General features: G+C 71.9%; 17 protein-coding genes and 1 riboswitch. Of the genes, 1 reads left to right on the plus strand and 16 read right to left on the minus strand.

The features are described 5' to 3' along the window. Positions 1-149: 149 nt before the first annotated feature. On the minus strand, positions 150-1,106 hold the full coding sequence (locus ACZ434_RS14030) for a peptidoglycan DD-metalloendopeptidase family protein (protein WP_468455251.1): 957 nt from the start codon (positions 1,104-1,106) through the stop codon (positions 150-152). A gap of 4 nt (positions 1,107-1,110) precedes the next feature. Further along, a riboswitch (cyclic di-AMP (ydaO/yuaA leader) is annotated at positions 1,111-1,269 on the minus strand. 456 nt (positions 1,270-1,725) lie between these two features. Between ACZ434_RS14030 and ACZ434_RS14035 the strand changes: the two genes are divergently transcribed. After that, positions 1,726-2,517, plus strand: a complete 792-nt coding sequence (locus ACZ434_RS14035; RefSeq protein WP_468455253.1) for a tyrosine-protein phosphatase — start codon at positions 1,726-1,728, stop codon at positions 2,515-2,517. A 33-nt stretch (positions 2,518-2,550) separates the two neighbouring features. Here the strand turns inward: ACZ434_RS14035 and ACZ434_RS14040 are convergent, their stop codons facing one another. The 15 genes from ACZ434_RS14040 to ACZ434_RS14110 all read right to left on the minus strand — a co-directional run. Beyond that, positions 2,551-2,679 (minus strand): DUF6126 family protein, encoded by a 129-nt coding sequence (locus tag ACZ434_RS14040; RefSeq protein ID WP_468455255.1) that lies wholly within the window; start codon positions 2,677-2,679, stop codon positions 2,551-2,553. Then, positions 2,676-3,299 (minus strand): helix-turn-helix domain-containing protein, encoded by a 624-nt coding sequence (locus ACZ434_RS14045; protein WP_468455258.1) that lies wholly within the window; start codon positions 3,297-3,299, stop codon positions 2,676-2,678. The genes ACZ434_RS14040 and ACZ434_RS14045 overlap by 4 nt, the downstream gene beginning before the upstream one ends. 75 nt (positions 3,300-3,374) lie before the next feature. Next, entirely contained in the window at positions 3,375-4,790 is a 1,416-nt protein-coding gene (locus ACZ434_RS14050; protein ID WP_468455260.1) for an aspartate aminotransferase family protein, read from the minus strand. Continuing rightward, positions 4,787-6,700 (minus strand): 1-deoxy-D-xylulose-5-phosphate synthase, encoded by a 1,914-nt coding sequence (dxs, locus tag ACZ434_RS14055; protein WP_468455262.1) that lies wholly within the window; start codon positions 6,698-6,700, stop codon positions 4,787-4,789. Before dxs ends, ACZ434_RS14050 begins: the two co-directional genes overlap by 4 nt. A gap of 29 nt (positions 6,701-6,729) precedes the next feature. Further along, a complete protein-coding gene (gene ispG / locus ACZ434_RS14060) occupies positions 6,730-7,887 on the minus strand; it encodes a flavodoxin-dependent (E)-4-hydroxy-3-methylbut-2-enyl-diphosphate synthase (RefSeq protein ID WP_468455264.1) in 1,158 nt (385 codons plus the stop codon). Beyond that, positions 7,884-8,915: an adenosyl-hopene transferase HpnH gene (hpnH, locus tag ACZ434_RS14065; protein WP_468455266.1), complete on the minus strand. Its 1,032-nt coding sequence runs from the start codon at positions 8,913-8,915 to the stop codon at positions 7,884-7,886. The genes ispG and hpnH overlap by 4 nt, the downstream gene beginning before the upstream one ends. A gap of 5 nt (positions 8,916-8,920) precedes the next feature. Next, on the minus strand, positions 8,921-9,571 hold the full coding sequence (locus ACZ434_RS14070; RefSeq protein ID WP_468455268.1) for a 5'-methylthioadenosine/S-adenosylhomocysteine nucleosidase family protein: 651 nt from the start codon (positions 9,569-9,571) through the stop codon (positions 8,921-8,923). A 7-nt stretch (positions 9,572-9,578) separates the two neighbouring features. After that, on the minus strand, positions 9,579-11,618 hold the full coding sequence (gene shc, locus ACZ434_RS14075) for a squalene--hopene cyclase (RefSeq protein WP_468455270.1): 2,040 nt from the start codon (positions 11,616-11,618) through the stop codon (positions 9,579-9,581). Between the two features lie 119 nt (positions 11,619-11,737). Further along, complete coding sequence (locus ACZ434_RS14080; protein WP_468455325.1) at positions 11,738-12,802, minus strand: polyprenyl synthetase family protein; 1,065 nt, start codon at positions 12,800-12,802, stop codon at positions 11,738-11,740. Positions 12,803-12,873: 71 nt separating this feature from the next. Continuing rightward, entirely contained in the window at positions 12,874-14,301 is a 1,428-nt protein-coding gene (gene hpnE / locus ACZ434_RS14085) for a hydroxysqualene dehydroxylase HpnE (RefSeq protein ID WP_468455273.1), read from the minus strand. Continuing rightward, on the minus strand, positions 14,298-14,420 hold the full coding sequence (locus ACZ434_RS14090; protein ID WP_468455275.1) for a DUF6380 family protein: 123 nt from the start codon (positions 14,418-14,420) through the stop codon (positions 14,298-14,300). The genes hpnE and ACZ434_RS14090 overlap by 4 nt, the downstream gene beginning before the upstream one ends. Further along, positions 14,420-15,370, minus strand: a complete 951-nt coding sequence (hpnD, locus tag ACZ434_RS14095) for a presqualene diphosphate synthase HpnD (protein WP_468455278.1) — start codon at positions 15,368-15,370, stop codon at positions 14,420-14,422. The genes ACZ434_RS14090 and hpnD overlap by 1 nt, the downstream gene beginning before the upstream one ends. After that, entirely contained in the window at positions 15,367-16,278 is a 912-nt protein-coding gene (gene hpnC, locus ACZ434_RS14100) for a squalene synthase HpnC (protein WP_468455280.1), read from the minus strand. The genes hpnD and hpnC overlap by 4 nt, the downstream gene beginning before the upstream one ends. 368 nt (positions 16,279-16,646) lie before the next feature. Next, positions 16,647-17,426: an ABC transporter ATP-binding protein gene (locus tag ACZ434_RS14105; RefSeq protein WP_468455282.1), complete on the minus strand. Its 780-nt coding sequence runs from the start codon at positions 17,424-17,426 to the stop codon at positions 16,647-16,649. Next, positions 17,419-17,985, minus strand: a 567-nt coding sequence (locus tag ACZ434_RS14110; protein WP_468455284.1) for an ABC transporter permease, incomplete at its 5' end; no start/stop codon positions are given. The genes ACZ434_RS14105 and ACZ434_RS14110, both read right to left, overlap by 8 nt.

Genomic DNA, 17,985 nt, shown 5'->3' on the forward strand with positions numbered 1-17,985 from the left:
AATGTGACCTACGCGACCGTAGGCAGGGGTTGACGCGCGGTGAGATAAGCCACTCTCACAATGTTGGCCGATTCAGGAATACGCCGGAGGCCGGCCCCGGGGATCGGGACCGGCCTTCGGCGCGCGTGTCAGGAAGGTTGCCGCTGGGGTCAGAGGGAGACGCCCTTCGAGCGGAGGTAGGAGACGGGGTCCACGTCCGAGCCGTAGTTCGGGCTGGTGCGGATCTCGAAGTGCAGGTGCGGGCCGGTCGAGTTGCCGGTCGAACCGGAGAGGCCGACCTGCTGGCCGCCGCTCACGCTCTGGCCGGCGGAGACGGACAGCGAGGACAGGTGGGCGTACTGGGCGTAGTAGCCGTCGGCGAGCTTGATGACGACCTGGTTGCCGTACGCGCCGGCCCAGCCCGCGGAGACGACGGTGCCGGAGCCGACGGCCTTCAGGGAGGTGCCGGTCGGGACGCTGAAGTCGACACCGGTGTGGTAGCCGCTGGACCACATGCTGCCGGCCACCTTGTAGGCGGTGCCGACGCCGCCGCCGGGCACCGGGGAGCTGTAGCCGGAGGCGGCCTGGCCGGCGGTCGCCTGGGCGGAGCCCTGCGGGGCGGTCTGCTCCGGGGACTGCTCGGACGACTGCTGCGCCGGCTTCTCGGCGGGCTTCTCGGCCTTCGGCGCGGCGGGCTTCGGGGTCGCGGGCTTCGCGGCCCCGGGCGCGGCGGACTTCTTCGGCGCGGCCTTGGCGGCCTTGCCGTCGACGGAGAGCTTCAGGCCGGGGTGGATCAGCGACGGGTCGTCACCGACGGCCTCCCGGTTGTCGGCGTAGAGCTGCTTCCAGCCGCCGTCGACGTTCTCCGACTCGGCGATCTTGGCGAGGTAGTCGCCGGCCTTCACGGTGTAGGTACGGCCCTCGCCGCCCTGGTCGGCGGAGGCCTTGTGGCCGGTGGCGGAAAGCGACTGGACGGCCTTTTCGGGGGCCGTCTGCGGCGTGGCGGCGTGCGCGCCGGTGGCGCCGAGAAGCGGCAGGGCGAGTGCGGCGCCACCGGTTCCGGCGACGGCGATGGAACGGGTGAAACGCTGGGCCTTGGTACGGCGGTGCTTACCCTTCGCGGGCATGACGAATTCCTCTCCGGCGCCTACGAGGTGAGCTGTCGGGTTCGGGCTGGAGATGCCCGGCCGCGCTGTGGCGCGGCTTAACCCCAAGCCGTTCCGGAGACCGGAACAGGCAGTCGTACCTGTGGGTCCCCCGTTCCTGCCGTGGACGGGTCAGTGTGTGCGGGCTCCGGGCGGCGGCAGGATTAGGCGTCCGTCCGGATCGGTTGGGAACGTAAGCGACCCGGACGCGACGGGACAAGCGGAGGTTCCGCGGAACGCTCCTTTTCCGTGATCCACAAGAGGAAATGACGTCACCGAGCGTCGACCGGGATTCTGATTCCCCCGCAAATTCCCTTGTCATTCCACTGAATTACGTGCACATGGCGACAACACATCGTCACGGATATGACGATGCTCACGCACTCCATCCCCATCTCCCGCTCTACCGGGGCACGTTATACCCAATACACCTAATCGGACAGAACGATCGAATCGGGCGATCGCGGGCGCCTCGGCCGGAACGCCGTCCCGCCCCGGGCCACGCCTGTGGACAACTCATTGCCTCAGGCAGGCATGTCGTATCGTCGTGTGGTGTCCGTCGACGAGCCGCGGCGACGGCGCGGAGAGGGAGGAGTCCTTCGTGACGCAGCAGATCCCGTCGACCGAACCCGAGCTGGCCGGGGTACGCAACTTCCGCGACGTGGGCGGACTGCCGACCGTGGATGGACGGCGGGTGCGGCACGGAGTGCTGTTCCGCAGCGGTCACCTCGCGCACGCGACCGCTGAGGACGCCGTCTTCCTGTCCTCGCTCGGACTGCACACGATCTTCGACTTCCGCAACGCGGCCGACCAGAAGCTGGAGGGGGCGGACGTCGAGCTGCCGGGCGTGCGCAATGTGAACCTGCCGCTCAGCGACCCCGCCGACGGCGCCGAGTTCTGGAAGATGGTCCGCGACGGCGACCTGGACGAGCTGCGGGCGGTCCTCGCGGACGGCAAGGGCGCGGACCGGATGATCAGCTCCTACCGTCTGATCATGAAGGAGCGCACCGCCGAGCACGCCCAGGTGCTGCGCTCGCTCGCCGAGGACAGCGTTCCCGCGCTGATGCACTGCGCGGCCGGCAAGGACCGGGCGGGGCTGTCGGTGGCGGTGACGCTGCTCGCCCTGGGCGTCGAGCGGGACGCGATCGTCGAGGACTACCTGAAGTCCAGCGCCAAGCACCGCCGCTACAAGGTGCACCGCAACGGCGGCTCGGCCTACTCCCCCGAGGTCATGGAGCTGCTCGACCCCCTGTTCGACGCGCGGGCGGAGTACCTGTCGGCCGCCTTCGAGACCGTCGAGGAGACCTGGGGCGGCGTGGACCCGTATCTGGAGCAGGGGCTCGGGCTCACCCCCGCGGCCCGGGAGCGGCTGCGCGCGCGCATGCTCGACTGAGGCCGGGGCCCGGACCGCCGTGCGGACCGGGCCCTACTTCTGGGGCGCCACCTCGAACAGGAAGTAGATGAAGGCGGCGAGGACGTGCCCCACCACCACGTAGATGAACAGCCGCACCCACATCGCGCGGGGCAGCTTCTCCTCCATGTCCTTGCCGGTCATGTCGCGTCTCCGTGGATCGGGCCCAGGCACAGCGCGGCCGTGGGACTCTGCAGAAGGGTGTGGACGAACAGCAGCTCGACCCCGTCGGGGTCGGCGGCGGCGATACGGTGCGGGGTCAGCGAGTCGAAGTGCGCGCTGTCGCCCGGGGCGAGCCGGTGCAGGGTGTCCCCGAGGCGCAGCCGCAGCCGCCCCCTGAGGACGTACAGCCACTCCTCACCGGGGTGGACGCGCACGATGTCGCCCTGCGAACCGTGCGGCACATGGACCCGCAGGGCCTGCATGCCGCGCCCGGGAGCACCGGCCGGCCAGTAGGTCCAGCCGCCCGCCGCGGTGGAGTCCATGTCGGCGGCGCGCACCACGGCGTCCCGGCCGGCGGCCGCCTCGCCGAGCAGCTCCGAGACCGTCGTACCGTAGGTGCGGGCGAGGGAGAGCAGCATCGGCAGCGAGGGCTGGCGCTGCCCGGTCTCCAGCCGCGAGAGATGGGCGGGCGACAGCCCCGCGTCGCGGGCGGCGGCCTCCAGGGTCAGGGAGGCCCGTCGCCTCAGGGCGCGCAGCTGCGGCGCGACCGCGGGGAGCGCGCCGGCCGGCTGGGCCGACGGCTCGGTCTCGGAGGAGCTCATGCCTCCATTCAGCCGAAGATTTGCCCCTGTGGCAATTTTCTTGCCTCAGAGGCAAAGACCTCCGGCCGTCTCCGGTCAGCGGTCGGCGACCGCCTGCTTCACCAGGGTCCTGCCGAACTCCCAGATCAGTCCGCCGTCGTGCGCGTCGTCCATCACGGCGGTGAAGGCGTCCACGAACCGCTCCACGTCCCCCTCGTCGATGATCAGGGGCGGGATCAGTTTGATCACCTCCATGTGGTCCCCGGACACCTGGGTGAGGATCCGGTGCCGCTGGAGCAGCGGCACGACCACCATCTGCGCGAAGAGTCCCTTGCGGGCGGCCTGGAGCACGGTCCAGCGCGAGCGCAGCTTCAGCGACCGGGGACGGCCGAACTCGATGCCGATCATCAGGCCCCGGCCGCGGACGTCGGCGAGCAGCTCGTACTTGTCGGTGAGGGCGGCCAGCCGGGTCCGCAGCAGCTCACCGGTGGTCCGGACGTGGGCGACGATCTGCTCGTTCTCCATCACCGACAGCACCGCCAGCCCCGCCGCCATGGCCTGGGCGTTGGCCCCGAAGCTCGCCGAGTGGACCAGCACCCGGTCCATCGACGAGTAGACCTTCCGGAAGATCCAGTCCCTGCCGATGGTCGCCCCCACCGGTACGTACCCGCCGGAGAGCGCCTTCGCCACGCACACCAGGTCCGGCTCCACGCCCTCCTCGTGCTGGTAGGCGTAGAAGTCGCCGGTCCTGCCCAGCCCGGTCTGCACCTCGTCGGCGATCAGCAGGGCCTTGTGCCGGTGCAGCAGTTCCTGCGCGGCCCGCAGATAGCCGGGCGGTGTCTCGTGCACGCCCTTGCCCTGGATCGGCTCCACGATCAGGGCGGCCACGTCCCCCCGGCGCAGCTCCCGTGCCAGGGCGTCGAGGTCCCCCAGCGGTACCGCGGTGTCGGGCAGCAGCGGGGCGAACCCGTCCCGGAAGCCGGCCTCGCCGTTGACGGACAGGGAGCCGGTGGTCAGGCCGTGGAAGGCGTGCTCGCAGTACAGCACGCGCGGCCGGCCGGTCGCGTACCGGGCGAACTTCAGGGCGGCCTCGACCGCCTCGGTGCCGCTGTTGCCGAAGAACACCCGGTCCAGGTGCGGGCTGTGCGTGAGCAGCTCCTCCGCCAGCAGGCCGGGCAGCGGCTGGCAGTCGAACCGGGTGAGGTCGGCGAGGGAGGCGTCCAGGACGTCGTGCAGCGCCTTGCGGACCACCGGGTGGTGGCGGCCCAGGCCCATCACGCCGAACCCGGCGAGCATGTCCAGGTGGTCGTTGCCGTCGGCGTCCCAGAAGTGGGCGCCCTCGGCGCGCTCGTAGACCTTGTCGAAGCCGATGGTGTGCAGCATGCGCGGGAGCTGGTGGTTGAGGTACCGGGCGTGCAGCTCGTACCGCTCGGCCCCGCGCTCGGCCAGCAGCGCGCCGAGGTCGAAGTCCCCGGTCTGCGACGAGTCCGACGCGGACTCCGCTGTCGTCATGCCTGATGCTCCTGTGGTTCCGGTGGCTGTTTCGCGAACTCTCCCCGGACGGCGAGACTCGCGCCGATCCGCCCGGCGACCTCGACGGGCGTGAGACCGATGTCGGCGAGCACCTCGCCGCGTTTGGCGTGCGGCAGGAACCGGTCCGGGATCCCGAAGCGCCGCACGGGCACATCGACGTCGGCGTCGTCCAGCGCCAGCGCCACCGCCGAACCCACCCCGGCCGCACGGCTGTTGTCCTCGACGACGGCCACCATGCGGTGCCCGGCGGCGAGTCGCGGGAGCGCCGCGTCGACGGGTTTGACCCAGCGGGGGTCGACCACCGTGCATCCGATGCCGCGCGCCTGGAGCAGTTCGGCGGCCTGGAGGCAGACCGGCGCCATCGCACCGACGGCCACCAGCAGCACCTCGGGGGCCTCCGCCCGGTGCAGCACGTCCATGCCGCCGACGCGGTCCAGCGCGGCGATCGCCGGGCCCACCGATTCCTTCGGGAACCGCAGGAGGGTGGGCGCGTCGTCGACGGCGACCGCCTCGCGCAGCTGGGCGCGCAGCTGTTCGGCGTCGCGGGGGGCGGCGATGCGCAGCCCGGGGACGACCTGGAGGACGGACATGTCCCACATGCCGTTGTGCGAGGGCCCGTCGGCGCCGGTGACGCCGGCCCGGTCCAGCACGAAGGTGACCCCGCAGCGGTGCAGCGCCACATCCATCAGCAGCTGGTCGAAGGCGCGGTTGAGGAAGGTGGCGTAGACGGCGACGACCGGGTGCAGGCCACCGGTCGCCAGGCCGGCCGCGGACACGGCGGCGTGCTGTTCGGCGATGCCGACGTCCCACACCCGGTCCGGGAAGCGCTCGGCGAAGGCGCCGAGGCCCACCGGATGCAGCATGGCGGCGGTGATCGCCACCACGTCCTGGCGTTCCTCGCCGATCCGGACGATCTCCTCGCCGAAGACGGAGGTCCAGGACGGCCCCCCGGAGGGCGCGAGGGGCGCGCAGGTGAGCGGGTCCATCACGCCGACGGTGTGGAAGCGGTCCTCCTCGTGGGCGAGCGCGGGTTCGTAGCCGCGGCCCTTCTCGGTGAGGCAGTGGACCAGCACGGGACCGTGGAACCGTTTGGCGCGGCGCAGCGCGGACTCCACGGCCTTGATGTCGTGGCCGTCGATCGGGCCGAGGTACTTCAGGCCCAGGTCCTCGAAGAGTCCCTGCGGGGCGAAGGCGTCCTTGAAGCCCTTCTTCGCGCCGTGCAGGGCCTCGTAGAGGGTGCGGCCGACCACGGGCGTGCGCTGGAGCACGTCCTTGCCCCAGGCCAGCACGCGTTCGTAGCCGTCGGTGGTGCGCAGGGCCGCGAGGTGGTCGGCGAGCCCGCCGATGGTGGGGGCGTAGGAGCGTTCGTTGTCGTTGACGACGACGATCAGCGGCCGGTCCTTGGCGGCGGCGATGTTGTTCAGCGCCTCCCAGGCCATCCCGCCGGTGAGCGCGCCGTCGCCGATCACCGCGACGACATGGCCCTTCTCCCCCTGGACCCGGCGGGCCTTGGCGAGTCCGTCGGCCCAGCCGAGGGCCGTGGAGGCGTGGCTGTTCTCGATGACGTCGTGCTCGGACTCCTCGCGGGAGGGATAGCCGGACAGGCCGCCCTTGCCGCGCAGCTTGGAGAAGTCCTGACGTCCGGTCAGGAGCTTGTGGACGTAGCTCTGGTGACCGGTGTCCCACAGGATGCGGTCCACGGGCGACTCGAAGACCCGGTGCAGGGCGACGGTGAGTTCCACCACCCCGAGGTTGGGTCCCAGATGACCGCCGGTCCTGGCGACCGCATGCACCAGGAACTCCCGGATCTCGTCGGACAGTTCGCAGAGTTGCGCCTCGGACAGCGCCTTCAGGTCGCGTGGTTGCCGGATGCTCTCCAGGATCGTCACGCTCGGGCCCCCTTCGGATTCCGTGCTGTTCAGCTCACGGTGACGGCCGGCTCCCCCGGCGCGATGCCGTCCTGCTCCATCTGCTCGGCGATCTTCATCGCCTCTTCGATCAGCGTCTCCACGATCCTCGACTCGGGGACGGTCTTGACGACCTCGCCCTTCACGAAGATCTGCCCCTTGCCGTTGCCGGAGGCGACGCCGAGGTCGGCCTCGCGGGCCTCGCCGGGGCCGTTGACCACACAGCCCATGACGGCCACCCGCAGCGGCACCTCCATGCCGTCGAGGCCCGCCGTGACCTCGTCGGCCAGCTTGTAGACGTCGACCTGGGCGCGCCCGCAGGAGGGGCAGGAGACGATCTCCAGCCGCCGCTCCCTCAGCCCCAGCGACTGGAGGATCTGGATGCCGACCTTGACCTCCTCGGCCGGCGGCGCGGACAGCGACACCCGGATGGTGTCGCCGATGCCCTCGCTGAGCAGCGCCCCGAAGGCGACCGCCGACTTGACGGTGCCCTGGAAGGCGGGGCCGGCCTCGGTGACGCCGAGGTGCAGCGGGTAGTCGCAGCGTTCGGCGAGCATCCGGTACGCGTTGATCATCACCACCGGGTCGTTGTGCTTCACGGAGATCTTGATGTCCCGGAAGCCGTGCTCCTCGAACAGGGACGCCTCCCACAGCGCGGACTCGACCAGCGCCTCGGGGGTCGCCCTGCCGTACTTCCGGAGCAGGCGCCGGTCCAGCGAGCCGGCGTTGACGCCGATCCGGATCGGGGTGCCGTGGTCCTCGGCGGCCCGGGCGATCTCCTTGACCCGGTCGTCGAACTGCTTGATGTTGCCCGGGTTCACGCGGACGGCGGCACACCCGGCCTCGATGGCCGCGAAGACGTACTTGGGCTGGAAGTGGATGTCGGCGATCACCGGGATCTGCGACTTGCGGGCGATGGCCGCGAGCGCGTCCGCGTCGTCCTGCGTGGGGCAGGCGACCCGGACGATCTGGCAGCCCGACGCGGTGAGTTCGGCGATCTGCTGGAGGGTCGCGCCGATGTCGGAGGTACGGGTCGTCGTCATCGACTGCACCGAGACCGGTGCGCCGCCTCCGACGGCGACCGGTCCGACCTGGATGCGCCGCGAGACGCGCCGCTCGGCGAGCGGCGGTGCGGGCACCTCGGGCATTCCGAGCGGGACGGCGGTCATGGCCGGGGTCCCGGTTTGGCGGAGACCGTCTCGCGCAGGGCGCGCAGCGACTCCTTCAGCGATCCCATGGTGGCGAGGACGGCGGTGGGCTCGTAGCCGCAGTGCGCCATGCAGTTGGCGCAGCGCGGGTCCTTGCCGCGGCCGTACTGGTCCCAGTCGGTGTCCTCGATCAGCTCCCGGTACGTCGGCACATAGCCGTCGCTCATCAGGTAGCAGGGGCGCTGCCAGCCGAAGAGCGAGTAGTTCGGGATCGCCCAGGCGGTGCACGGGAAGTCGACCCTGCCCTCGAGGAAGTCCAGGAACAGCGGGGAGTGGTTCAGCCGCCAGCGGCGGCGGTTGCCGCCCGCGAAGGCCTTCTTGAACAGCTCCCGGGTCTGCTCCACCCCGAGGAAGTGCTCCTGGTCGGGGGCCTTCTCGTAGGCGTAGGCGGGCGAGATCATCATCTCGTCGACCTTCAGGTCGTCGTTGAGGTAGTTGAGCACCTCGACGACGGTCTGCGGGGTGTCGGTGTTGAAGAAGGTCGAGTTGGTGGTGACGCGGAAGCCGCGCCGTTTGGCCTCCTTGATGGCCTCGACGGCCTCGTCGAAGACTCCCTCCTTCGCCACGGACTCGTCGTGCCGTTCGCGCAGGCCGTCGATGTGCACGGCGAAGGCGAAGTAGGGCGAGGGGGTGAACCTGTCCATCTTCTTGCGCATGAGCAGGGCGTTGGTGCACAGGAAGACGTACTTGCGCCTGGCCACCAGCTGTCGCGCGATCTCGTCGATCTGGGGGTGCATCAGGGGTTCGCCGCCGGCGATCGACACCATCGGCGCGCCGGACTCCAGGACGGCGCCCACGGCCTGGGCGACGGGCATCCGCTGCTTGAGCACCCCCGCCGGGTGCTGGATCTTGCCGCACCCCTCGCACTTGAGGTTGCAGGCGAAGAGCGGTTCCAGTTCGACGATGAGCGGAAACTTGTCCCGCCTGCGGAGCTTCTGTTCGGCCAAGTATGTAGCGACCTTGATGGACTGACGCAGCGGCATGGCCATCTGGCTCACCTCCTGGGGAGCAGCAAGGAACGGTGCCATTCATAGAAAGCCGGAAGGACGGAACGAAGGACACGGAAAGCCGATATTCCACCGCGGACCGTGCCGATGCGGACGAGCTCGTGTTCAGGAGCGTCCACGACCACCCGGACGGCCGCAACCGGGCGCTCGGCCGTCCGGACGGCGCTCAGAAGCGTGGCCGCCGACTCCATGTCGGTCGCGATCGCGCCGGTGGCGAGCAGATCGGCCCGCTCGGGTCCGCGGACCACATGGTCGGACCCGGTGAGCGGACCGGTGTGGACGGTGCGCCCGGGCACCGCCCGTGCCAGTTCCTTCACCAGCAGTTCGGTTCCGACGCAGGGGACGCTGCCGCGCGGGTCGCGGGTCTCCTCGGCGACGACCAGATCGCCCGGGTGCATGCCGGGGGCGAGGCCGGCGCAGAAGCCGGTGGCCAGGACGGCCGCCCCGCCGAGGGCCGGGCCGGTGAGCACCCGGGTGACGGAGCGCTCGGCCGCCGCCGGACCCATGCCCGTGCGCAGGACGGTGACCGGCCCTCCGGGCCCGCCCGGCCCGCCGCGCTCACGCCTGCGCAGGGCGAACTGCTCGATGCCGAGCGCGCAGGCGATCAGCAGCGGGACCGGGGCGGGCCGGGGACTCATCGGGTCGTCAGCTCCCCTTCGCCTCGGCGAGGGGCTGCCCGGCATCGGACCGCGCCGTCACCGGTTTCGTGCCGAAGGGCTCGCCGTGCACGTACCGGCCGAGCGCGGTGAGCGGGAAGACCTGCCGGTAGAGGTGGTAGTTGATGGAGAAGTCCCAGGGGAAGCCGGTGCCGGTGAAGTACGGCTCGTCCCAGGAGCCGTCCTCCCGCTGGGTGGCCGCCAGCCACGCGACGCCGCGCTCGACGGCCGCGGAGCCGCGCTCCCCCGCCGCCAGCAGCGCCATCAGCGCCCAGGCGGTCTGCGAGGCGGTGGAGGCGCCACGGCCGCTCCACTCGCGGACCTGGCGGTAGGAGCGCAGGTCCTCGCCCCAGCCGCCGTCGTCGTTCTGCACCTTCTCCAGCCAGGCCACGGCCCGCCGGATCGCCGGGTGGGAACCGGGGAAGCCGGCCGCGGTCAGCGCGGGGACCACGGAGCCGGTGCCGTAGAGATAGTTGACGCCCCAGCGGCCGAACCAGGAGCCGTCGAGCTCCTGTTCGGCGAGGAGCCACTGGATGCCGCGGCGGGTGCGCGGGTCGTGGGCGAGGCCCTCGACGGCGAGCATCTCCACGACGTGCGCGGTGACGTCGGCCGACGGCGGGTCGATGACCTCGCCGAAGTCGCAGAACGGCAGCCGGTTGGGGAACGGGCTGGTGTTGTCGACGTCGAAGGCGCCCCACGCGCCGTTCCTCGACTGCATGCCGAGGTTCCAGCGCACCCCGCGCCCGATGGCGTTGTCCAGCCGCTCGGGGTCGTGGTGTCCGACCCGGCGCAGCGCGAGGACGACCTCGGCGGTGTCGTCGATGTCGGGGTAGTTGTCGTTGTGGAACTCGAACGCCCAGCCGCCGGGCGGCAGCTGGGGCCGCCGTACGGACCAGTCGCCGGGCCGTACGATCTGCTCGCCGAGCATCCAGTCGGCGGCCTTGACCAGTTGGGGGTGGTCGGCGGGCAGGCCCGCGTCGGCCAGGGCGATCACGGCGAGGCAGGTGTCCCACACCGGGGACTGGCAGGCCTCGATCATCCGGGCCCCGTCCTCGCGCCACACGGCGAACCGGTCCAGCGACTCCAGGCCCGCGCGCATCACCGGATGGTTCAGGTCGTAGCCGAGCAGGTGCAGCGCGATGACCGAGTACACGGCCGGGGGCTGGATGCCGCCCCAGCAGCCGTCGTTCTCCTGCCGCTCGATGATCCAGCGGGCGGCGGTGTTCATGGCCGCCGCGCGCAGCCGGCGCGGCACCGCCCTGCGCAGCGCGTGCAGGCCCTTGTCCAGCCGCTGGAAGGCGCCGTCCCAGCTCCTCGCCGGCGCGAGCGGGCGGGGAGGGTTCGGGTGGTGCGGGTCGGTGTGCAGTTCGTCCAGCGGGAACGGGGCGGGGCGCACCGGCCGCTTGGCGGAGACGATCGTCAGCGGCACGATGGTCTGCCGGGCCCAGCAGCCGAAGTCGTAGATGTTGAGCGGTACCCAGGAGGGGAACCAGATCAGCTCGGGCGGCAGTTCGGGCAGGTCCTCCCACTTCCACCAGCCGAAGAGGGCCAGCCAGATGCGGGTGAAGACCCGGGAGGCGGCGACGCCGCCCCGCTCGCGGACCCAGGCGGAGGCCCTGGCCATGTGCGGGGCGTCGGGCGGGTCGCCGGCCAGGCGCAGGGCGACGTAGGCCTCGATGGTGGTGGAGAGTTCACCGGGTCCGCCGTGGAAGGTGGCCCAGGTGCCGTCCTCGCGCTGTTCGCCGCGGATGAAGAGGGCGGCGGCGCGGGTGGTCTCCTCGTCGCGGATGCCGAGGAACTGACGCAGCAGCAGGTCCTCGGCGTCCATGGTGACGTTGGTCTCGAGGTCGCCCTTCCACCAGCCCTGGTCGTCCTGCCGGGCCAGCAGGAAGTCGGTGGCGCGCCGCATGGCGCGGGCGGCGTTGTCGGGAACCCCGGCCGCCTCGGGGATGTCGGTGTCGTTTTCGCTGGCCGCGGTCACGCGGGACGGGAGGGCCGCCCCGGTGCTTCCGTCGGTCGTCGCTGTCATGGCTTCCCCTTCGTGCAGTCCTGCAAGCGGTGCGTCTGCTGTGGGTCCGCCGTCGGCCGGTGCCTTCTCCCCAGGGGCGCCGGCCGGCGACTACGCGAGGGCTATTCGACCGATAGTGATCATCTCTTTCGTACGACGACGAAGTCCGCGAGCGCCGTGAACTGCTCCCGCACCCGGTCGGGCATGTCCACGGCGTCGAGGGCCTCGATGGCGATGGTGTGCTGACGGCGTGCCTCGCCGGCGGTCCACTCGCGGCCGCCGGCCTCCTCGATGAGGGCGGCACGGGCCGCGAACTCCTCCTCGGAGAAGTTCGCGAAGTCGCTGCTCTTGGCGTCGGCCGCGAGGATCTCGCCGAGCCGCCGGGAGGCGGGTCCGTCGGCGGCGAGCGCGGCCACGACCGGGAGGGACTTCTTGCGCTGGCGCAGGTCGCTCCAGGTCTGCTTGCCGGTGGCGTCCGGGTCGCCCCAGATGCCGAGGAGGTCGTCGACGGCCTGGAAGGCGAGGCCCAGGTGGTAGCCGTACCTCTCCAGCGCGTCGGCGGTGGGGTCGTCGGCGCCGCCGAGCACCGCGCCGATGGAGCTGGCGCAGGCGAGCAGGGCGCCGGTCTTGTTGCCCTCCATCTCCAGGCACTCCTCGACGCTGACGCGGTCGCGGTGTTCGTAGGAGATGTCCTGGGCCTGGCCGTCGATGAGGGCGCGGCTCGCCGTGGCCAGCCTCCGGGTGGCACGGCCGGCCTCGACGGTGCCGAGCTCCAGGAGCACCTCGTTGGCCAGGGCGAACAGGGCGTCGCCGACCAGGATGGCCTGGGCGGGGCCGTGCACCTTCCAGACGGTGTCGCGGTGCCGGCGCTGCTCGTCGCCGTCCATCAGGTCGTCGTGCAGCAGCGAGAAGTTGTGGACCAGTTCGACGGCGACCGCGCCGGGGACGCCGGTCTGCGGGGCGGCCCCGGTGACCTCGGCGGACAGTACCGCGAGCGCGGGGCGCACGGCCTTGCCGCCGTCGCCGTCGGCGGGCCGGCCCTGGGCGTCGATCCAGCCGAAGTGGTAGGCGGCGACCGTGTCCATGGGAGGTGCCAGGCGGTCGACGGCCGCCTGCAGTACCGGCGTGGCCAGGGTCCGCCCGCGCTCCAGGAGCGCGGCGACGTCCACCGCGGTCCGTCGAGCGGCCTGCGAGGCCGGGGGCACAGTGGGCACAGTCTCTCCTCTTGTCGCGGTACCGGGGGTGCGGTGACCTGCCGCGCCGCTCCGTTGCAGCATCAGGCCGCCTCCTCGATCGCGAAGAGGTGGCGGGGGCGGGGCCGGCCGAGGGCGTCCAGCGCGGCGTCCGCCGCGCCGACGCCGCTGCGGACCGCACTCTCCATGGTCGCGGGCCACCCGGTGGCGGTCCACGCTCCGGCCAGGTACAGGCCGGGGGCCTCGGTGCGGGCGCCGGGCCTGAGGCGTCCGACGCCGGGTGCGGGAGCGAACGTGGCGGTGCGCTCCCGGGTGACGAAGAAGTCCTCGACCCGTGCGTCGCGGGTGCGCGGCAGCAGCCGCTCCAGTTCCGGCAGATAGCGTGCGCGCAGTGCGGCGACGGGCTCGTCGATGTCGGCCTGGGCGACCGACTGGGACACGGCGAGGTACTGGCCGCGCTTCAGTCCGGAGGCGTCGGTGCGGTCGAAGACCCACTGCACGGGGGTGCCGAGGGCCGCGAAGAAGGGCCGTGCGAGCACCTGACGGTCGTAGACCACGTGGACGTTGAGGATCGGCGCGGTGCCGATCCCGAGGAGCCGCTCGGGTGCGTCGAGCGCGCCGGCGGGCAGCAGGTCGTAGGCCTCGCGCTGGGGGACGGCGAGCACGACCGTGTCGGCCGTGATCGTCTCCCCGGGGACCCGCACGCTCCAGCCTCCGTCCGCACGGGCGGACAGGGAGGTGACCCGGGTACGGACCTCGGTGCGTACGCCCGCGGCGTCGAGCGCCTCGCGGGCGAGCCGGTCGTGCAGTTCGCCCAGCGGCACCCGGGCCCAGCCGATGTCGGCGGCCGAGGGGTCGGAGAGCAGGCCGGTCTTGAACACCATCGCGGCGAGGGACAGGGACGTGTCCTCCGCGACGGCGTTGAGGGTGGCGACCCCGACCAGGTCCCACAGGGCCTCGACGGCGCGCGCCGACTGGCCGTGCGCGGCCAGCCAGCTGCCGAAGTCCTGGGTGTCCAGGGCCGGATCGGCGAGGTCGAGCCGCTTCAGGGCGAGCGCGGCCCGGCCCACCCGCGCCCGGTCGGCCAGTGACAGGTGCGGGTACGTGGCGAGGCTGCGGCCCAGGTGCAGGGGGACCGGCAGCGCGTCGCGCCGCAGGGTGCCGAGCCGGCGTCCCTCGGGGCGCGCGAGGTCGACCACGGGCACCTCGAGACGGTCCTGGAGCGGTGCCAGCGCGGCTGCGCCGATCCGGTCGAGGAACCAGCGGTAGGCGGTGCAGCAGCGCAGGTACACGTGCTGGCCGTTGTCGACGGTCAGGTCGCCGCGCTGGAAGGAGAAGGCGAGTCCGCCCAGGCGCGGCCGGCCTTCGAGCAGGGTGACGCCCACTCCGGCGTCGGCGAGCGCGAGGGCGGCGGTGACGCCGGCCAGTCCGCCGCCGACCACGACGGCGTGCCGGCCCGCCGGGACCGGGCCGTCCGTGCGCGGCCGCTCGGTGCGTGTGCCGTGGCTCATGCGCCCTCCCCCGTCCGGCCGGGCCGCCTCGACGGTGCGCGGCCGGCCGTCTCCGTCTGGGACGCGGCGTCGTGGCGGAGGGTTGCCCGCCGCTTTCCGCCGGGGAGCGGAGTGTCCATCAGACCCGCCTCCTGACGGTCCGCCGGGTCACGTTCCGGGTGTCCAGGCCGGACAGTCCGCGCACCGCGACGTAGGCCTTCTCGCGTCCGGGCAGGGAGACCCGGCCGCGCAGCACGGCCTCGGGGTCGCGCTCGATACGGTCCAGGAGCCGGCGGTAGATGCCGGCCATGGCGGCCACGCAGGCGCCGCTGCGCCGGTCGAGCATGGGGAGCAGCCGGTAGCCCTCGGCGAAGAGGGCGCGGGCCCTGCGCACCTCGAAGTGCACCAGTCCCGCGAAGTCGGAGCCCTCCGGCGGGGTCGGTCCGCCGAACCCGGCCGAGCAGCCGAACTTGGCGAGGTCGTCCGCGGGCAGGTAGGTGCGGCCGCCCTCGGCGTCCTCCCGGACGTCCCGGAGGATGTTGGTCAGCTGGAGCGCGAGCCCCAGCGTGTCGGCGTACTCCGGGGCGCGCTCGGAGCCGCGCGCGCCGGGTTCGGTGCCGAACACGCCGAGCGAGAGCCGGCCGATGGCCCCCGCGACGCAGCGGCAGTAGACCTTGAGGTCGTCCCAGGTCTCGTACGTCTGACCGTGTACGTCCATCTGGACGCCGTCGATGAGCTCGTCCAGGCCGCCGAGCGGGATCGGGAAGCGGGCCGCGGCGTGGGCGAGGGCGACGGCGACCGGGTCGGTATCGTCCTCGTCGACCGCTCCCTCGCGGATCCGCGAGAGCAGCGCCCGGGTGTCCTCCAGTCGGGCGACCTTGACGTCGTCCGCGAGAGCGCCGTCGCCGATGTCGTCGACCCGCCGGGAGAACGCGTACAGCGCCGACATCGCGCGCCGCTCCGGTGCCGGCAGCAGCCGGATGCCGTAGGCGAAGTTGCGTGCCTGCTGTCCGGTGACGGTCTCGCAGTAGCTGTAGGCGGCGAGTACCGGTGCGGACGCGGGTGGTTGCGACTCCACGGTCCGGATCACCCCTTTCCTCGCAGAGTCGGGCCCGCCTCGCGCAACAGCTGGATCCTGCCGGGCTTGGGCGGGCCGGGAAGTACGTCGAATTCGGCGGCGGCGATCGCCCGGACGGCCGCCCTGCCTCCTGCCACGAACCCCGCGAGCAGCAGTCGGAGCCTGCCGTGGACGCTGCCCACCAGGGGCGCGCCCTCGTTCAGCAGGTCCAGGGCGCGCTGTGCCTGGTACGCGACGAGCGCGCGCACCGACGCGCCGGCGGTGGGTGCGGCGAGGTCCGCCTCCTGGACGTGGAAGAGCTTCATGTCCGCGGCGGGCAGATAGACGCGGTCGCGGCCGAGGTCCTCGGCGACGTCCTGGAGGTGCTCGATGATCTGCAGGGCCGTGCAGATCGCGTCGGAGCGGCGGATGCGCTCCGGGGTGGCGGTCCCGGTGACGGCGAGGACGAGACGGCCGACGGGGTTGGCCGACAGTTCGCAGTAGGCGAGCAGGTCGTCGTAGGTCTCGTAGCGCCGCACGAGCTGGTCCCGGCGGTTCGCGGCGATCAGGCCGAGGAAGGGCCCCGGGGTCAGCGCGTGGCGGCGGACCGTCGGCAGCAGCCGGAGCAGCAGCGGATGGCGGGGGCCGGGACCGGCCGGATCGAACACCCGGCGAAGATCGGCCTCGAAGGCGTCCAGGAGTGCCGTCCGGTCCTCGGCCCGGTCCGCCGGGACCCCGAGGAGCCGGGCGTCGGCGCCGCCGGGCGCCAGATCCCCGTCGCCGATGTCGTCGACCAGACGGGCGAAGCCGTACACGGCCATGAGGTCGTCGCGCCAGGGCCTGGGGAGGAAGAAGGGGGCCACGGGGAAGTTCTCGGCGGCGGCCTTGTCCAGCGTGGCCCGTTCGACGCCGGCGGCGCGCGCCGTACCGGTGGGCGTCATCGTCGGCTGCCCGGGGCGGGGACGGCACACGCTGCGTTCAGCCGAGTGGTCTCCGTAGCCATTGCCGTCACATCTCCCGTTCTACACTGCTGACGCAATACACACTATTTCGGACACGCCGCCCAGGTTTCCGCCCGGCGGTATCGCTGGATGGTGACGGGCATTATGGCCCTGATTGCCGCCTTTCGGGACCGGTCCAGCTTACGTTGTACAACGCGGGGCGCATCGCGGGGGTCTCCCGGGCAGCTCGGCGGCACGCCGGACGGCGTTTCGGTTCCTCGCGGCGGAAAGGGGCGCCCTCTTCGCAGACGACCGGCCCCGCCGGAAAGTTCCTGCGGGGCTCGGAGAAGGTGATCGGGCGGGCCGGGCTACTTGCCCGTGAACTTCTCGTATTCCTTGAGCACCTCGTCGGTGGGCCCGTCCATGCGCAGTTCGCCGCGTTCCAGCCACAGCACGCGGTCGCAGGTGTCGCGGATCGACTTGTTGTTGTGGCTGACCAGGAACACCGTTCCGGCGTGCTTGCGCAGCTCCCGGATCCGGGCCTCGGAGCGCTTCTGGAACTTGCGGTCGCCGGTGGCGAGGGCCTCGTCGATCATCAGGACGTCGTGGTCCTTGGCGGCGGCGATGGAGAACCGCAGCCGGGCCGCCATGCCGGAGGAGTAGGTGCGCATCGGCAGGGTGATGAAGTCGCCCTTCTCGTTGATGCCGGAGAAGTCGACGATCTCCTGGTAGCGGGCCTTGATCTGCTCGCGCGACATGCCCATCGCGAGCCCGCCCAGGATGACGTTGCGCTCGCCGGTCAGGTCGCTCATCAGGGCCGCGTTGACGCCGAGCAGGGAGGGCTGGCCGTCGGTGTAGACCTTGCCCCGCTCGGCGGGCAGCAGCCCGGCGATGGCCCGCAGCAGGGTGGACTTCCCGGAGCCGTTGGAGCCGATCAGGCCGATCGCCTCGCCCCGGTAGGCGACGAAGGACACCCCGCGCACGGCGTGCACCTTGCGCACGCCCCGCTCCTCGCCCCGCTTCAGGATGCGGCTCAGCGCCGCCGTGGCGCTGCCCTTGCCCGTCTTCGCGCCGTTGACGCGGTAGACGATGTGCAGTTCGTCCGCGATGACGGTGGGTACGCGCGCATCCGTCCTGTCGTCAGCCACGGCCGTACCTCTCCTCGGACTTCCAGAAGTAGACGAAGCCGAGCACGCCGGTCAGCAGCGCCCAGCCCAGTGCGAACGCCCACACGTGCGGGGGCAGGTACGAGGAGTCGTAACCGTCGATCAGCGCGAAGCGGATCAGGTCCATGTAGACCGCGGCCGGGTTCAGCTGGAGCACGTCGCTGAGCCAGGCGGGGACGTCCTTGTCGTGCAGCATCGCGGGGATGCTGAACATCACGCCCGAGGCGTACATCCAGGTACGCAGCACGAACGGCATCAGCTGGGCCAGGTCCGGGGTCTCGCTGCCGAGCCGCGCGAAGATCAGGGCCAGCCCGGTGTTGAACACACACTGCAGCAGCAGCGCGGGCACGACCAGCAGCCAGGAGACGTCCGGGAAACTGCGGAAGGCCAGCATGACGATCACGAGGACGGCCATCGAGACCAGCAGCTGCTGGAGTTGCTGGAGCGCGAAGGAGATCGGCAGCGAGGCCCGCGGGAAGTGCAGCGCCCGCACCAGGCCCAGGTTGCCGGAGATCGCCCGCACCCCGGTCATCACCGAGCT

The organism is Streptomyces sp. NPDC030893, from assembly GCF_055571535.1.